Source organism: Pseudomonas sp. (genome assembly GCF_026224925.1).
Lineage (GTDB): Bacteria > Pseudomonadota > Gammaproteobacteria > Pseudomonadales > Pseudomonadaceae > Aquipseudomonas.
In genome coordinates this window covers 1-14,153 of the sequence record NZ_JAMFRV010000574.1, presented here as the reverse complement: position 1 = coordinate 14,153, position 14,153 = coordinate 1, and the positions used below count along the sequence as shown (strand labels likewise).

At 54.0% G+C, this 14,153-nt stretch carries 14 protein-coding genes; 3 read left to right on the top strand and 11 right to left on the bottom strand.

What is annotated here, in order from left to right; all coding sequences use genetic code 11:
- Window positions 1-201 (top strand): DUF3509 domain-containing protein (locus M0974_RS24025; protein WP_297842830.1); only part of this gene is annotated, 201 nt, incomplete at its 5' end.
- Here M0974_RS24025 and M0974_RS24020 read toward each other — a convergent pair.
- Window positions 198-686, bottom strand: a complete 489-nt coding sequence (locus M0974_RS24020; RefSeq protein WP_297842827.1) for a phosphate-starvation-inducible protein PsiE — start codon at window positions 684-686, stop codon at window positions 198-200. The two genes, M0974_RS24025 and M0974_RS24020, sit on opposite strands and share 4 nt — an antisense overlap.
- Window positions 687-1,023: 337 nt before the next feature.
- Between M0974_RS24020 and M0974_RS24015 the strand changes: the two genes are divergently transcribed.
- Window positions 1,024-1,284, top strand: coding sequence for a YebG family protein (locus tag M0974_RS24015; RefSeq protein ID WP_297842825.1), 261 nt, complete (start codon window positions 1,024-1,026; stop codon window positions 1,282-1,284).
- 76 nt (window positions 1,285-1,360) lie between these two features.
- Here M0974_RS24015 and M0974_RS24010 read toward each other — a convergent pair whose 3' ends face one another.
- The 8 genes from M0974_RS24010 to M0974_RS23975 form a co-directional block, all read right to left on the bottom strand.
- A complete protein-coding gene (locus M0974_RS24010; protein ID WP_297842823.1) occupies window positions 1,361-2,182 on the bottom strand; it encodes a glycosyltransferase family 2 protein in 822 nt (273 codons plus the stop codon).
- Window positions 2,182-2,538, bottom strand: a complete 357-nt coding sequence (locus tag M0974_RS24005; protein ID WP_297842818.1) for a multidrug transporter — start codon at window positions 2,536-2,538, stop codon at window positions 2,182-2,184. Before M0974_RS24005 ends, M0974_RS24010 begins: the two co-directional genes overlap by 1 nt.
- Entirely contained in the window at window positions 2,535-3,371 is an 837-nt protein-coding gene (locus M0974_RS24000; RefSeq protein ID WP_297842816.1) for a TIM barrel protein, read from the bottom strand. The genes M0974_RS24005 and M0974_RS24000 overlap by 4 nt, the downstream gene beginning before the upstream one ends.
- A complete protein-coding gene (locus M0974_RS23995) occupies window positions 3,368-4,162 on the bottom strand; it encodes an NAD-dependent epimerase/dehydratase family protein (protein WP_297842812.1) in 795 nt (264 codons plus the stop codon). The genes M0974_RS24000 and M0974_RS23995 overlap by 4 nt, the downstream gene beginning before the upstream one ends.
- Window positions 4,159-5,649, bottom strand: a complete 1,491-nt coding sequence (locus M0974_RS23990; protein ID WP_297842809.1) for a hypothetical protein — start codon at window positions 5,647-5,649, stop codon at window positions 4,159-4,161. The genes M0974_RS23995 and M0974_RS23990 overlap by 4 nt, the downstream gene beginning before the upstream one ends.
- On the bottom strand, window positions 5,633-6,757 hold the full coding sequence (locus M0974_RS23985; RefSeq protein ID WP_297842807.1) for an FAD-binding oxidoreductase: 1,125 nt from the start codon (window positions 6,755-6,757) through the stop codon (window positions 5,633-5,635). Before M0974_RS23985 ends, M0974_RS23990 begins: the two co-directional genes overlap by 17 nt.
- Window positions 6,754-7,779 (bottom strand): glycosyltransferase, encoded by a 1,026-nt coding sequence (locus M0974_RS23980; RefSeq protein WP_297842804.1) that lies wholly within the window; start codon window positions 7,777-7,779, stop codon window positions 6,754-6,756. Before M0974_RS23980 ends, M0974_RS23985 begins: the two co-directional genes overlap by 4 nt.
- Before the next feature lie 478 nt (window positions 7,780-8,257).
- Window positions 8,258-9,283 carry a Glu/Leu/Phe/Val dehydrogenase dimerization domain-containing protein gene (locus M0974_RS23975; protein ID WP_297842802.1) on the bottom strand — a complete coding sequence of 342 codons (1,026 nt, stop codon included), beginning with the start codon at window positions 9,281-9,283 and terminating at the stop codon, window positions 8,258-8,260.
- Window positions 9,284-9,477: 194 nt separating this feature from the next.
- Between M0974_RS23975 and M0974_RS23970 the strand changes: the two genes are divergently transcribed.
- Window positions 9,478-10,281: a transglutaminase family protein gene (locus M0974_RS23970; RefSeq protein ID WP_297842799.1), complete on the top strand. Its 804-nt coding sequence runs from the start codon at window positions 9,478-9,480 to the stop codon at window positions 10,279-10,281.
- Between the two features lie 13 nt (window positions 10,282-10,294).
- On the opposite strand, the gene M0974_RS23965 is transcribed toward M0974_RS23970, so the two are convergent.
- Entirely contained in the window at window positions 10,295-13,780 is a 3,486-nt protein-coding gene (locus tag M0974_RS23965) for a DUF6543 domain-containing protein (RefSeq protein ID WP_297842797.1), read from the bottom strand.
- A gap of 190 nt (window positions 13,781-13,970) precedes the next feature.
- Window positions 13,971-14,153, bottom strand: a 183-nt coding sequence (locus M0974_RS23960; RefSeq protein ID WP_297842795.1) for a LuxR C-terminal-related transcriptional regulator, incomplete at its 5' end; no start/stop codon positions are given.

Sequence of the window (14,153 nt, the reverse complement as noted above, 5' to 3'; positions counted from 1 at the left end):
CGCTGGATTAGCGCAGAGCAACGTAATGAACCGAAGCGCCTGCGTCGGCTTATTCAAAGCGTTCAGTTTGGTATCGCCATTGAGCAGGGTCATAGCGCTATAGAAATTCTCACCGAGATGACGAAAAGCGACTATCTGGATCAACCAGTCCCGCGCAAGAACTGGTTGAGCAACCAACCACAGCTTTGCTCCGGGATCTAAAGTTCGCCCTTTTCCTCGGTCAGCGCGCCCCTTGCTTTGCTGTCAGGGTCTGGAATCTTCGCCGACGGGAACTGCGATGACGCGTAACGCACGACCAGAATCGCAAACGCCAGCAACAAAATCGCACCAGAAAGATAAACCACACCCAAGTCAGGCGGATTGTGGTGCGAAACGTCTGATATCAACAGACGCGTCAACGCTGTGATCGCAACGTAAATAAGGAATCGCACCGGCATGTGATTGGTTTTGAAGTAAATTCCGACCATCGCCCCCAGTTCCAGGTAGATGAACAGCAGCAAAATGTCATCTACCGTGATATGCCCCTTCTCCAGCATCTCCAGAAACGCCATCACGGCTGCCCACGCCGTTACCCCGCCGATTGCGAACAGCGCCATGTAATGGAACGTCTCGACGCACAGATTCCCCAATGACTCGGCCAGACCGTGAACATTTCGACGCAAAGACTCAGCCCAATTGATTTTCAATATGCACTTCCTTGAATAATTCGAGCAGATGATGCCGTGCCGACGTGACGATTTACTGTCACGCCGCCTTTTTTGCCACGTTTCGTTAACAAAACAAGCAGAACAGATGCCAGAGTCTATGGTTGAGAACGTGGTGGATTGTCGCAAGACACAACCCGCTCTGAGCAAAAGGACCATCAAAGCAAAAAAGCCACTATCCAAGCCGGACAAGTTGGCCTATGATTTTACCTGTATAAAAATACAGTAGTCGCTAAAGTATGCGACGCCCGTAGATTTAGCTAGACACAAAGCCCAAGGGAACTCCCTTCTAATACTGCACCCGATGACGAGGCCGAAAATGGCTGTTGAAACCCTGTATCGCAGTACCCGCGACTTGGAGACTACATTCGTGGACCGTAAACTCGCCGACGCGCACGACCAAATGCTGGAGCTGGCCGAATCGCTCACAGAGGTTCTGCTAAAAAATGTCGCTGACCTGACAGAAAAACAGGCCGAAGACGCCGGTATTTTCATGGCTAAGAATCGCGCGATCTTCGCAGCCGCCTTTAAAAATAATGCAGGGGCTCTGGCCGAGCTAGGCACTACTCCAAGCGAGTAGTGGTTAAGCGCGGTTGATGTCGCGGGCATAGAACAACGGCAGCTGATTCAGCCGTTGTTTACGTCCTGTCCCGACATCAGGGGTTGTACAGGCCCAAACAGGCGCGGAACAACACTTCCAGAACCGAGAGGTTGCCCTTTACGCTGCTGATCTTGGTCGGCACTTCTCCCTTCGGGTAGCGCCTGACGGTGGGTAATTCGACGCAGCGATAGCCCAGTTTCGGCGCGCGATACGACAGATAAGCGAGCAATTCATAGGTGCTGAACACGTCACGGAAAATAGCCATGCGTGGGTCGAGCAACAGCGTACGGCTGTAGGCGCGAAATCCTTGAGTGGTGTCGGTCCATTTGAAACCCGACGCCAGGCTGAGCATCGGCGCATGGATGAAACGAATGGCGAAATCCCGGGACTTGGGTGTGTTCTGCGCAATACCGCCAGGTACGAAGCGCGAAGCCTGGACAAAATCCACGCCTTGCTTGAGTGCCTCGATGAAGCGAGGGATCGCTTCGGGATCGTCTTTGTCGTTACCGTCGATGGTCACAATCCCTTCATAGCCCTGATCAAGGGCGAAAGCATAGGCGCAACGCAACTGAGCGCTGAGCTTACCCGGTGCAGTTTTCACCAGCAGCCCGCGCACGCCCGCCGTTAGCAGTGCATCGCGTTCAAGCGAACCATCGTGGCTGCCACCGTCCACGATGATGATGTCAGCCAGCCCCTCCACCGCAAGGGCCTTCATCCGCGCCAGCAAGTTTTTGATGCGCTCGCCTTCGTTGATTACCGGGATCACCACGCACCACGCGTGTTGTCGACCTAGCCACAACGGCGTGTCGAAGGCCGGAACCTGTCGCGCCGTTAGCGTCGCTGAGGGTTGATCAGGAGAAACCGTCGACTCGGTCATCAGGCCACCCGCGCAGTGATTAAAGCGACACCGGCGATTACCAGCAGGATGCCGGCACCGGTTGTCCAGTGAAAGGCTTCACGGAAGATCAACACCGACGAACAGGCTACCGCTGCCACGGCTCCGGCGGTCAACACTGGGTGGGCGACGTTCAATGGCAGCCGCGCCAAGGCGGCGGCGTAGAGCAGAAAGGCACCACCATAAAGACCGAGCCCAAGCCAGAACGGCCAATTGTTAAGGGCTTCCAGCGGGGCGCTGAGGGAGGGAAATCGACGCGGGGGCATCATCGCCATTTTTACCAGCACGCTGGCAGACGCATTGGAAAAAATCCCGAGAATCAGAATCAACCACTTCATGAATGCTCACCTTGGACTGCAGTTCGGTAATTGTGGATAGCCACATTCAAGGCGCGTTCGATCGACACGGCCTGGGGCTCATGTTTAGTCGCGAGCATCTCGATGGTGACAATGTGTTTAGGTAAAAAATGGGCGACCGCAGCGGCCATCTCGGCATGCGCTGTATCGCCATCGCCCAGAGGCAACAGATCGCGCTCGCTGGCATGAATGTGACCGATCAGCCCGGCGTCCGCTTGCAGCACTTCGTCGGGGGTTTCACCGCTGATGGTCAGTGAACCGGTGTCCAGTTGCATACGAATAGACGGGTGATCGATCTGCCGAACCACATGAGCGGTTTGCGCGCTGGTGGTCATGAAGTTGGCGCCATAGCACTCTGGGTTCGGTTCCAGACAAATCATCACATCATGTTGTTGGGCGATATGTCCCAAGGATTGAAAAAACGGTACGGCGATCGCCTCCGCCTGTTGATCGCTCAGGCCACTGCGGTCCCGGTTTTTGGGTGAGCCAAAGACGATGCGTGTTGCACCCAGCCCGGCGCCGATGCGGCAGACTGCTGTCAAATGCCGCAACAATGCCGCGCGGCTTTGCGGCGGGCCAAACACGTTGAGTCCAGTGGTGCCAAACAGCAGCGCCTGCATGCCGGTGATCTCGATACCCTGCATCGTCCATCCTTCGCGCACGCGTGCAATGTCCTGCTCAGTGGCGTTGACGGGGTCAGGAAAGTACTTGCCTGGGGCGATGTCTATGGCATCGACCGAGTAACGCTGTAGCAACTGCGCGATGGTTGAGTCTTGCGAGGTGTCCCAAGCGATGTTGGAAATGGCCAGTCTCATGTTTTCACCCCTGCGCCGGCCTGAGCCGTCAGCGGTTCGGACTGAGCGTAAGTCCTCACAGCCTGCAATGTATCGCGGGCGCTGTATTGATACAGGCCGTTGGCGCCGAATATCGCCGCATGCCGGGTTTGCATGGCGTAAGCCGCTGCCGTGCCGCTCAAGGCGTTGTCGAACGATTGGCCGAAGCCATGTTGCGACACTTCGGCCACGGTGATCGGTTCGGCGGTCAAGTGAATCAAGCTCAGGCCTGCCTGCAGCGCGGTCTGAATGTCATACCAGAGATTGACCATCGGATAAAACTGGAACGAACCGCGGCTGTCGATGGCCTGCAGGTTGTTCCGATTCAGAAAGTCGAAAATCACGTTTTTGCGCAGGCCAGGCCCCACCAGACCGGGCAACCGAACGATCAAGTGTTGCGGGAAGTATGCTTCGACAAAGCGTTCCAACAATCGGCGATGCAGGCCGTAGGCGTGCAGACCCTGCTCGTCGACCGCCGTGTCTTCGTCGACGTTCAATGGGTTTTTGAACACATCCACAGTGCTGATCAAAATGAATGTCTTGCAGGTCAAAGTTCGCAGATAGCCGATCAACGTTACTATTTTCTGCAGGTCCTCAGCAGGTTCGCGATTGGCAATCCACTTTTGTGCCGGGGCGCCGGCACACACCAGTGTGTCGAATGACCGGCCTTCAATCTCGCCAATATTGGTCGAACGGTAGCGCGCCTCGAAAGCCGCCTGCTTCAAGAGCGTCGAACCCACGAAGCCGGAATAACCAATCAATCCATTCGTCATAGTTGGGCATCCATTGGGCAGTGCACGCGAATAAGTTCGGCGTTGTACACGTAGAAGTACGAGGTGTAGGTGCAGTTCAGACGGTTGATTTCAGCCACAAGGGCCTTGCCCCGGCCAGTGATGTCAGTATCCAGGTTGACGTGGGACACCAGCACCGAGAAATCCGTGGCCGGCCTGTGGCGCAGCAACTGGACGATGGAGTCTTCGTATTCCACCTTGCCCTGCGTGGGGTCGCGTTTCTGGGTAAGTTCGTCATACACACGCACGTATTGATGCTTGTTCAGGCGCGGCTCCAGCAGCGAGTAATACTCAAGTGACGGCTGGGCATCGGGATAGACTAGAAACTGCGTCGGTTCCATGTCAGCGATGTGACGGTAGAAATCGTTGTTGTCCACGTACTCATAATTAACGCCTTTGAACTCGTTGAACCCCATTTTTGCCGCTTGCAGCGATAGAAGCATCAGCATCGCCCAGCCCAGGACTTTGATGGTTTTGGTGGGGTTAGCGGTGAACTCAAGGATGGCATAGCTGGCAATCACCAGGCTGAACGGCGCGAGCCAGATCACGTGCCTAGGGTAGGTTGCTGGGTAAAAGCCGACGACCCGGCCGACCACGACCACACACAACAATCCGAGGAAGAACAGGTTCAACTTGAACAAGAATCCCCGGTTTTTGCTAAACAGCAACGCGATATTGGCAATGCCGGAAATGACTAACAACGCCTTGCCGTAGGCGCCCAAGACTGCGTGTCCGAGGATCGCCAATGATCCCATGGCAGAACTCGCGAAATAGTCGTCGTAGTTGCCCAGTTGATAGACCGTCAGCGACTTCATGAACAGATACGCGACGCCGACCACCAACCCGCAGACGACAAACGCGCTTAATTTACGTATTGCCGTTTCATCCCGTGGCTGCGTCACGAACATCACACACCCATAAATCAGCAACCCTCCCGAGACCATGATGGTCGAAAAGCCCATGAAGCTGACGACGGCGGCCATGATCACCGGCCAATACAGATTGTTGCGCTCTTGTGCCTTCCAGATAGCAAAGATCGCCAGGTAGCTCACGCATACTTCCAAGAAGTAATGTTTGAGCTCGGTCACAAACATTCCGGTGGAAAACCCGTGACCGATCAACGCCAACAGAAACACCACCGCCCCCCAGCGATAACGTTTGAACACCAGGAACATCGGTGAAATCAGCAAGCAAGACACCACCAGCACCGCGAGACGCAGCGGTTCGATGTTGTAGTGAAAGAGGCTCAATATTGCCTTGAAAAACAGCGACGCCAGCATCGGCTCGGCCTGATCGTAATAAGCCAACGGTTTGAAAAATTCAGCGGGCGTTTTCAGCTCGATGACGGCCTTGAGCACCATCGCTTCATCGACCCATACCGAGCGAGTGGCGAGGGTTAGGAACAGACACGCCAACATCACCACGCACAGCAGCAGCGCAATGCGTGGCAGATTAGAAGACCTCAGCATTCAGCTTCTCCAGCACGTCATAGATGTTGTCGATCTTGCCGCCCAATACCGAGTAGCAGCCGGGCAGCGTGGCGTGTTTTTCAAACAAAATCGGTCTGCCGTCATCAACTTCATTCTTCGCCAGCACGGTTTTCACTTCGTACAGCGAGTCGACATGCCGAGCGGCGAGCATCGACGGTATGTACCGGCCGACATCGCGCACCATACGATTCACGCGGCTCTCGCGAGGGTGCAATCTGAGTTTTTCGTAAGGGTCGATACCGCGCTCATCGTCCCAGTGCAGATGCGGTGTGAAGCGCACGTGGGACAGCGTGTGCAAGTTGCGCGCAGGGAACGGCATCGCTGAAAAGAACGGCCCGTCCATGACGGTAATTCCAACCCCTTCGAGGGCTGGCGGCATCTGCATCAATGCCATTTCGGTGATCTCTTGTTTGAGACGGGTCTGCACGCCGGGAAAATCACCGGCGAGATGATTGGTGCCGCTGTAGCTGCAATTGAAGGCGTAGCGGCAAGACAAGCGCTCAGCGACCCCGTCCTTTTCCGTCAACACTTCAAGGCTTGTCTCAGGGCCCTGATGGATGGCCGTCGCACGTGTCTGGTAACGGATCTGCACCCCGCACTCTCTAAGCTCGCGCTCGGCCCAGGTCGCCAGCCGAGTGGAGTCAAACGCGTACTCTTCAACCTGAAAAACATCTTCGATCAGGCGCGGCTCGAATAGCGCCCGGGCAGGTACAGCAGCGCGTTTGATCGACGCACCGATGTCCTGACAGAAGCGTTCGAATTGCCGCGCCGTAACCTTTGAATTGTGTCGAGCAATCGCGTAGAGCTTGGTGAAGTCCTGCTTGACCGCTTCGGGCCATTGCTGAACGAAGCGCGGCAGATTGATTCGGCTGCGGTAGGCAGTGATAAAACTGCGCGGGTAGTGATAACCGTTATGAACGCGCGCCTGGTTGTTGTACGAAGCACGCATCAGCAGCGCGGGTTCGCGCTCCAGCAAAACGATGTTCCTGAAGCCGCGTTCCTTGGCCAGATAGACCGCAATGGCTGACCCATAGAACCCCCCACCGATGATAACTGCCTCGCATGTGCGCGCATTACCGGCGATCAAGATGACTTCCCGCCGACCAGAGTTGGTTTCATGACCGAGATCGGGTTGATTTCCTCAATGTTTAGTTTCTCGAGCCGTGTCATGCGGGCGCTCGTGAACTCCTGGCCAATGTGATAAAGCGGCCCCTCGTTGGAGAAGCTGGCCATGTTCAGGATGTATTCGCCCAACACCAGCAGCACCAACGAAGTCAGGAAAAACATTCCCGACTCCTGAAGCGAAAGGCTCACCCAGCCGGGTGCGACGTCCGCTTTAAGGACGGCAATGGCGACTACATAACCGCAATAGAGAAGATTGACCACCGCACCAAACAGCGACAAGGCCGTGACCAACCTCATTGGCGCCCGGGTACTTGAAACCAGCATCCGCACGCCGCGGTCAACGCTGTCGCCCAGTCTTTTGCGCGGCTGAGGTTTTGGCGTTGCGGAGTAACTCAGGTAAGCCCGCGCAAATCCCCCGGTTGCGGGCAAGTGGCGATAGCTCATCGCAGGTTTGGGATGCTGCAGGATGAAATTGATCACCTTCTTGCTCAGCATTCGGTACTGCGGCGCTTCCTTGGCCAAATGGATGTTGTTGAACCAGCTGTAAGCACTGTGAAACAACCGATAGGCAAAACGGTAGAGCACGCTCTGCATCAGTCTTTCGGTATTGCAGACAAACACCACATCGGCGCCGCTTACCGCCTTCTCAAGCATCGTTGGTAGATAACCGATATCGTCCGCCAGCGGATCAATCACCGCCACGAAATCCCCCAGTGCACTTTCCAGTCCGACCCACGATGCCGTATCCAGATCAACTTCTTTGGTCAACGCGTAGATTTGCAGGTTGGCAAAACCACTTTCATCGGTCAGCCGTTTCAGCAGAGAAATACTGTCGTCGCTGGATGCGTTGTCCACGACGATCAATTCGTAATCGCTGACGATAGACGCGATGAGTTCAGTCGCATTTGAAAGCAGTGCTTCGAGCGTGTCAGCCTGGTTTCGAACGACGAAGACCACCGACAGAAAACCTGGAAAGAAAGCCATGTGCGGACACTCTTCGGTAGCCATCCATCTTTGTAAGTTACATTTCAGGCGAAACTGCGCGCGCGAAAACCACGTCAACTTTCCAGGTGAACGACAAGGGAAAATTTAAGGTAAGAACTTGAAGGCGCGCCATCTTTTTGGAAGAAAGAAAAACGCACGGTTTCAAGCGCCGAACCCGTTTACGATCAGCAAACCCAGGGCTATTAAGCCTAAGGCGAGTTCAGGGCCGATAGGCTAATGGTGGAGCCCAGCAGATACGGCGTAAGCAACTCAAACCATAACGCCATTACAGTGCACGCCCGCAAACGGATATTCAACAATAAGGCCATTGAATTAATGAATGGGCGGTGCGCCAGTGCGCGTGATTAATGGCGCCATGTTATTGAGCACTAAAACAGGATTGATAGTGATGGCAATATTAAGGATGCAGACCGCGTCAGGCCTCTCGCCAACACATTGGCGCCTGCCTATATCTTTTTTAATACCCTCCACTCAACAGCCTTTCCGCTAATGCATTAGCGACATGGGCCGGTGAACGTTTCTCCGCTTGAGCGTGGGCAAATACCTCGGTCAACCTGACGCCGATCCGCGATAAATTCGCGGTGATCGTGCCTAAGGGCTCGCCCTGATGTTGCAACGCAACGTAAATAAGTCCTCCTGAATTAATCACATAGTCTGGCGCATAGAGAATGCCTCGGCCCTCCAACTGATCGGCAACCTGTACGTTACTCAATTGGTTACTGGCCGCGCCCGCGACGGCGGCGCAGCGCAGTTCGCCAACACTTTTACTGCTGAGCACCCCGCCCAACCCACACGGCGAAAATATATCGCAGGGTGTGCTGTGCAAGGCATCGCAGGCAATCGGGTGAGCGCCAAATTGTTCCATGGCCAGTTGAACTTTGCCGCTGTCCAGATCACTGACCAGCAAGTCAGCCCCCGCAGCGTGTAATTGTTCGGCCAGCGGGTAGCCTACATTTCCCAACCCTTGCACGGCGATGCGCAAACCTTCGAGGTTGTCGCTGCCCAAACGCGCCATGGCGGTAGTGCGGATGCCTGCGAACACGCCCATAGCGGTGTGCAGTGAGGGGTTTCCCGATTCAGTGGTGCTGGTCACGTGTTGGGTGTGCTGAGCAATGCAGTCCATGTCGGCACTGGAAGTGCCACTGTCGATGGCGGTGATGTAACGCCCGTCCAGGCTATCGATAAACCGACCGAACGCCTCAAACAAGGCCGCGCGATTAGGAACGTGTGCTGGACGCATGATCACCGCTTTGCCGCCGCCATAGGGCAGACCGGCCAGCACCGCTTTATAACTCATGTTGTGAGCCAGACGAATGACGTCCTGTATGGCACTTTGTTCGTCGACATAATCAATATAGCGACAGCCTCCGAGAGCAGGGCCCCTTTGGCTGTTATGAATCGCGATCACTGCTTTAAGTCCGGTTTCCGGATCGACGATGAAATGCAGTGTCTCCATTTGTGAGCTTTGCATGAGAGCGAACATAGGCGGTGCTCCCGGTTACTTTTCTACAGAGAGTATAGGCGTTGGAAAAAAAAACGATGGACCGCTCAGGCACAATTAAGCCCAAACAAGAGGACGCTGGACGAAATCTACTGCTGGGGCTAAAACGGGAGTGCGAAGGCCGACTTTATAAATCACTTCAAGAAGTACTGTGCCTGATTGCACCGGAGAGGTTAATGACCCCACGCCAAGCCTGCCTTGCCAGCCTGCAACGCATTGCGCCATCTGTCCTTGAAGCGGCTTTATGGGTGTCGGCCGAACACGACCCTGAGTTTTCAATGCCCCATGGTTTGCAAATCGTCGAGGATCTAAAACGTCAGATCAGCGCTACTTTGCCTATGCTGCCAGCCAGCGAATTGGCTCAACCACTGTTACGTCGCCTGAGTACCTTGGGGTTTCAGCAGGATGACGGGAGTCAGCCAAAGCCGCAGACGGCGCTGCTGCACAAGATTCTGCAGCGTCGGCGCGGACAACCGTTAGGGCTGGCGATTGTGGCGCTGGAAGTGGCAAGGCGTTTGGAGATCCCGCTGGAAGGGGTTAATTTCCCCGGGCATTTCCTGCTACGGGTACCGGGTGCTGATCACCTGCTTGACCCTTGCGGCGGGCGCAGGCTTTATCCGAAAGACTGCCGGGAACTGCTGGTGCGCCAATTTGGCCCGCAAATGCAACTCAAAGCCGAACACATGGTGCGAGCTACCGAGATGGCCATGGTGCAGCGACTGTCGCGAAACCTCAGGCACTTGCATCAAATGAACGATGACTTTTTGGCAGCGCTCAAAGATGCTGACCGCGTATTGGAACTCGGCCAAGCGACCACCAGTGATCACTTGGCCCGAGCCAGCCTGTATCAAACGCTAGAGTGTCCACAGGCAGAGCGCTTTGACCTGGAGCATGCGTTATTGCTGAGTGACGATCCGATTCAGCGCTTACGGCTCACTGAACGCTTGAGTCATTTGCCACCTAACGCGGCGATTCATTAGCTCCTGACGCTATTCAAGCTGAGAGAAGGTTATATTTTCCATGAGGCGACAGTTTTCTTCCCGACCAAATAACGCCAGCCCACACTAAATTTTTCCCGCCTTCTATAACCGTCTTGACGCCTAAGCCCCCCATGGCTAAACCGTAGGTTCCCCACGCAAAAAAGATCAGTGCAGAGGCCCGATCTCCGTCGCAGTACGCCAGATAACCTCGAACAAGGGTAATCGATGTGTCCAACAAGCCCACCGCTAACGAACCTGCCGGGAACGGTAATAGCAAGATTATGGCGGTCCATTTTACGACCGTGTAACCCAAATTCAGCAGCAATTCTCCAGCGCTTGAAGTTTGATCGTCGACGTCCTGAATCATGCGCTCAATGGTCTGGTCGTATAGCCGCTCCAAGTCGGTAATTCGATGTTGGCCATTAATGCGTGCAATGTTCGATCCGTCAGCGTCGCCTTTCCCCAGCTTATCGACCAACGATCCTATGACACGCTGATCCTTATAACTTGCTCGTAAGTAGTAGTAATTAGGCATGTCCGAATTCTGCATCGTCGAAACGATATCACTCGTTTTCCTGAACAGCAGACCATCAGGAGCGCCAGGCGTATAGGTCAGACTGTAGGCAGGGTCAGCGCTGTCAAAGTCTTTAAAAATTAAAAGCCCCTCGATCAATCGATCGTTAAGGTGCAGCGAGCTAACTGAACTATTGCCGATATCGTCGTCGGTTTGGGACGAGCTGAAATTCACTATGCATCGCATTAGCCAGTGATATTGGTCGTGAGTTAACCGACCGTTCAGACGCTCAATCAAAGCGTCCCGGTTCATCTCGAACTGCTTGCGTTTAGCAAACAGCGCCCGGCGACGGCCGTAGTGTTGATGCCCGGGATCCTGTAGCTCTCGGCTTATTTTATCGATGTAATTGGTCCCGAGGGCTGAGCGCAACTTTCGGTCAATAAAACTCAAAGGCAGTTCCGACAGGTCCTGACCTATGGATGAATACATAATCGCACGATCACTAAATGCGTACTCGTTGGAGTAACCCTTCATGAACAAGCTGGTCAAGGTTTCCAAGCGCGTGTAGCGACTAAAGTCGGGAGACTCGTCACGCACGTTGCTGTACACGTCAAAATAAACAGTGTCCGGGTCAATCGTTTGATGCAGCCCCATTGTTTTTAAGTAGTCAGAAATCATTTTTTTGCCTTGGCCATGACAATAATCACGGTAAGACACTAATGTCGTGATGTTGGAGTAAGCGCTGTTTAGCGCGGCAATTCTGGCATTGAACAGCGCCAGTGTTTGCCGGTCAGCGTAGCTGTCTTCCAGGTACTCTCCCGGTGTGACAATCTGTTGCTCAGCAAGATACCGCTCGATTTTGAAACCCACCAATGCGCTCAAACTTTGTTCGAAGTTCCAGCCCGCAAAGGGAATAAATCCAACACTCATTTCACGCCATCGGGTCGGCATACTCTGAATCGAAAAAATGAAATTTGAGATATCAGCTCGAACGCCCTCCGCTGTTTGGTCTAATACGTACCGCGCTCCACTTTCGCCGTTTAACCAACTGACAACTTCGAAACCCAATTTACGCCAGCTGTCGAACTCGAACATATCGCGGCCGCCTGGGGCCCCAGGCGCATACAGTACATAATGTACGTCCGGGTCGCCGGCATCGCGGATTTCGTGGAATACGATCAAGTCTTGAAGGTAATTGCGTGCCCCCCCGAATGAGAGCCTGCCCAAGGACGATCGAAAGCCGGGTTTGATTTTATCACCGCTTACCGTGTTAATCAGCGCCAGGCCGCGATCCGAGAGATGACCCTGAAGCTTTGCCGCCCAGGCACTTAACGAAATAGTGCTGTCTCGCAGATGAACCATCGCCCGAAGGGTAGCGGGCTGAACGTATCTATCCTGCATTTCCTGCCCGTAATGGTGCCGGATATCCAGTTCAGCGATCAGCTTAACCATGAACTCGAACGTTAGAGCAGCGTTGCGGCTCTCTTCAGGAACCTCTATAACTGGCTGCAACGTAGGATGAGGAGTCGCAAGTCCCTCGATAGCGAATTCAAGCAATGATTTTCTATGGCTGTATTTGAGTGTTCCGTCACGTAGTTCGATGTCGTCCTGCAGCGTTATGAAAATGCGCGCAGGGTCTACCAGGTAGCCCAAGTGCAGATGAATATAATTTTTAATTTTATCCAGGGCGTAGCCTTCCAGTGATTCCAGTCCGGCCAACGCCTCACTGGCGGCCAGCTCCCGGCGCAAGTACTCCGCTTCAAAAACCCCATACGACTCGCGCTCCCACTCGGAGGCGGTCCTCAACCAATGAGGACGCGCTCGTCGTCGCACCTCCCCTGCTAACTCCTCGAGTCGGGCCTCTAGGGCAATATCGAAAAACTGCATATATTGAACTTCACTGGTTTTGCGAAGGAACGCAGCCAAGTCCTCGTTGTGCTGTCGAGCGTCATTGAAAACGTACTCTAAATCCTGAGTTTGCTTACGCCGCAATCTAAGCGTTCGACCGTTTAACAGCGACTTGACGACGACCGCAAAGTGAACACGAATACCCATTCTTTCTGGGGTATTGGCGTCAAAACGTGCGCGGTCTGACAGTAGTAGATCCGCCAGCAGAAAACGGCGAGCATCGGGATCGGCCAAACGCTCGGCCAATGCCTTCTCCAGCATTGAAAACGAATTAAATCTTTCCAATCCCCTGTCGCACGTGTGAAGAAACACCACACCCTCACTGCTTTGTGCAGTCAGAAGATCAACTGTCTCTTCCCTTTGAGAGACTACGAACGCCGTGGTCAGCTCTGCAAATGAACCCTCACTGTCCTCCAGTGACAGCCTGTAAACGCCGGTCTCGGATAGTCCATCAAACACTTCAGTCAGCCGCGTCTTTTCGTCCGATGTCAGTACACCCTGCAAGTGCTGGAGTTCTACCTCACTGTTCAACGTGGCGTTTTGCAGGGCACTTAACATTGTATGCCGAGTACCCCTGTCGAGCTCTTCGGCACCTGTCAGCTCATCGAAGCTTTCAATGGTTGTCGACCAGAATTCATCCAAGCTGTCGTTATAGGCGGCTAGCAATCTTGGCACTAACTCCTCGATAATTTCTAACACGTTTGTCACCGACATCTCTGGCACACGCTGCGCATCATCCACCGAGTCGTGACGCATATAGAAACCCACACTGTCATGTCTAAACGCCGAAACACCATGGATTAGTGCATGTAGAAGAGCGTCAGTCAGGACCACTGAACTGGAAAATGAACCATCAGAGGCCTGGTTATTGATAAACAGAATGTCTGGATTTGGCTCGTGGACAAGGCTGTCCAAACGGCGATTCAACAGTGCCCATGCGACTTCGCGCAACGACGGCGTTTTTCGCAGTTGATCAACATAGAGTGCAGAGGCTTTGCCGATGATGCCGGCCTGTTGGGTCAACAGAGTGGTAGAGCTATTCGAGTTCAAGCGGGGTAAAATCGTTGCAACGTTCATACAGTAGCTCCAAGGTTAAAACGACCCACTCCCGTAAGGCATCCTGCCAAACGAGAACATTGTGAGCCGCTCAAAAGTGCGTCTATTAACACGCCTCAGAGCCATTGCGCAGCGATATTTATTGCTTGATTAAAGTAACGCTGCCGACAGCGAAAGCAAGAAAAGACCGTGTGCCTTGTACGTACGTCTCTTAGGCCATTAACCCTAGCGCTTTGGCTTTCGCCACCGCTTGGGTACGCCGCTCGACACCCAGTTTGCTGTGAATGCGCCGTGCGTGGGTTTTTACCGTGTGCAGGGAGATGAACAGTTGCTCGGCAATTTGCAGATTTGAGCTGCCTTGAGCAATCAGTTTGAGCACTTCAAGCTCGCGATG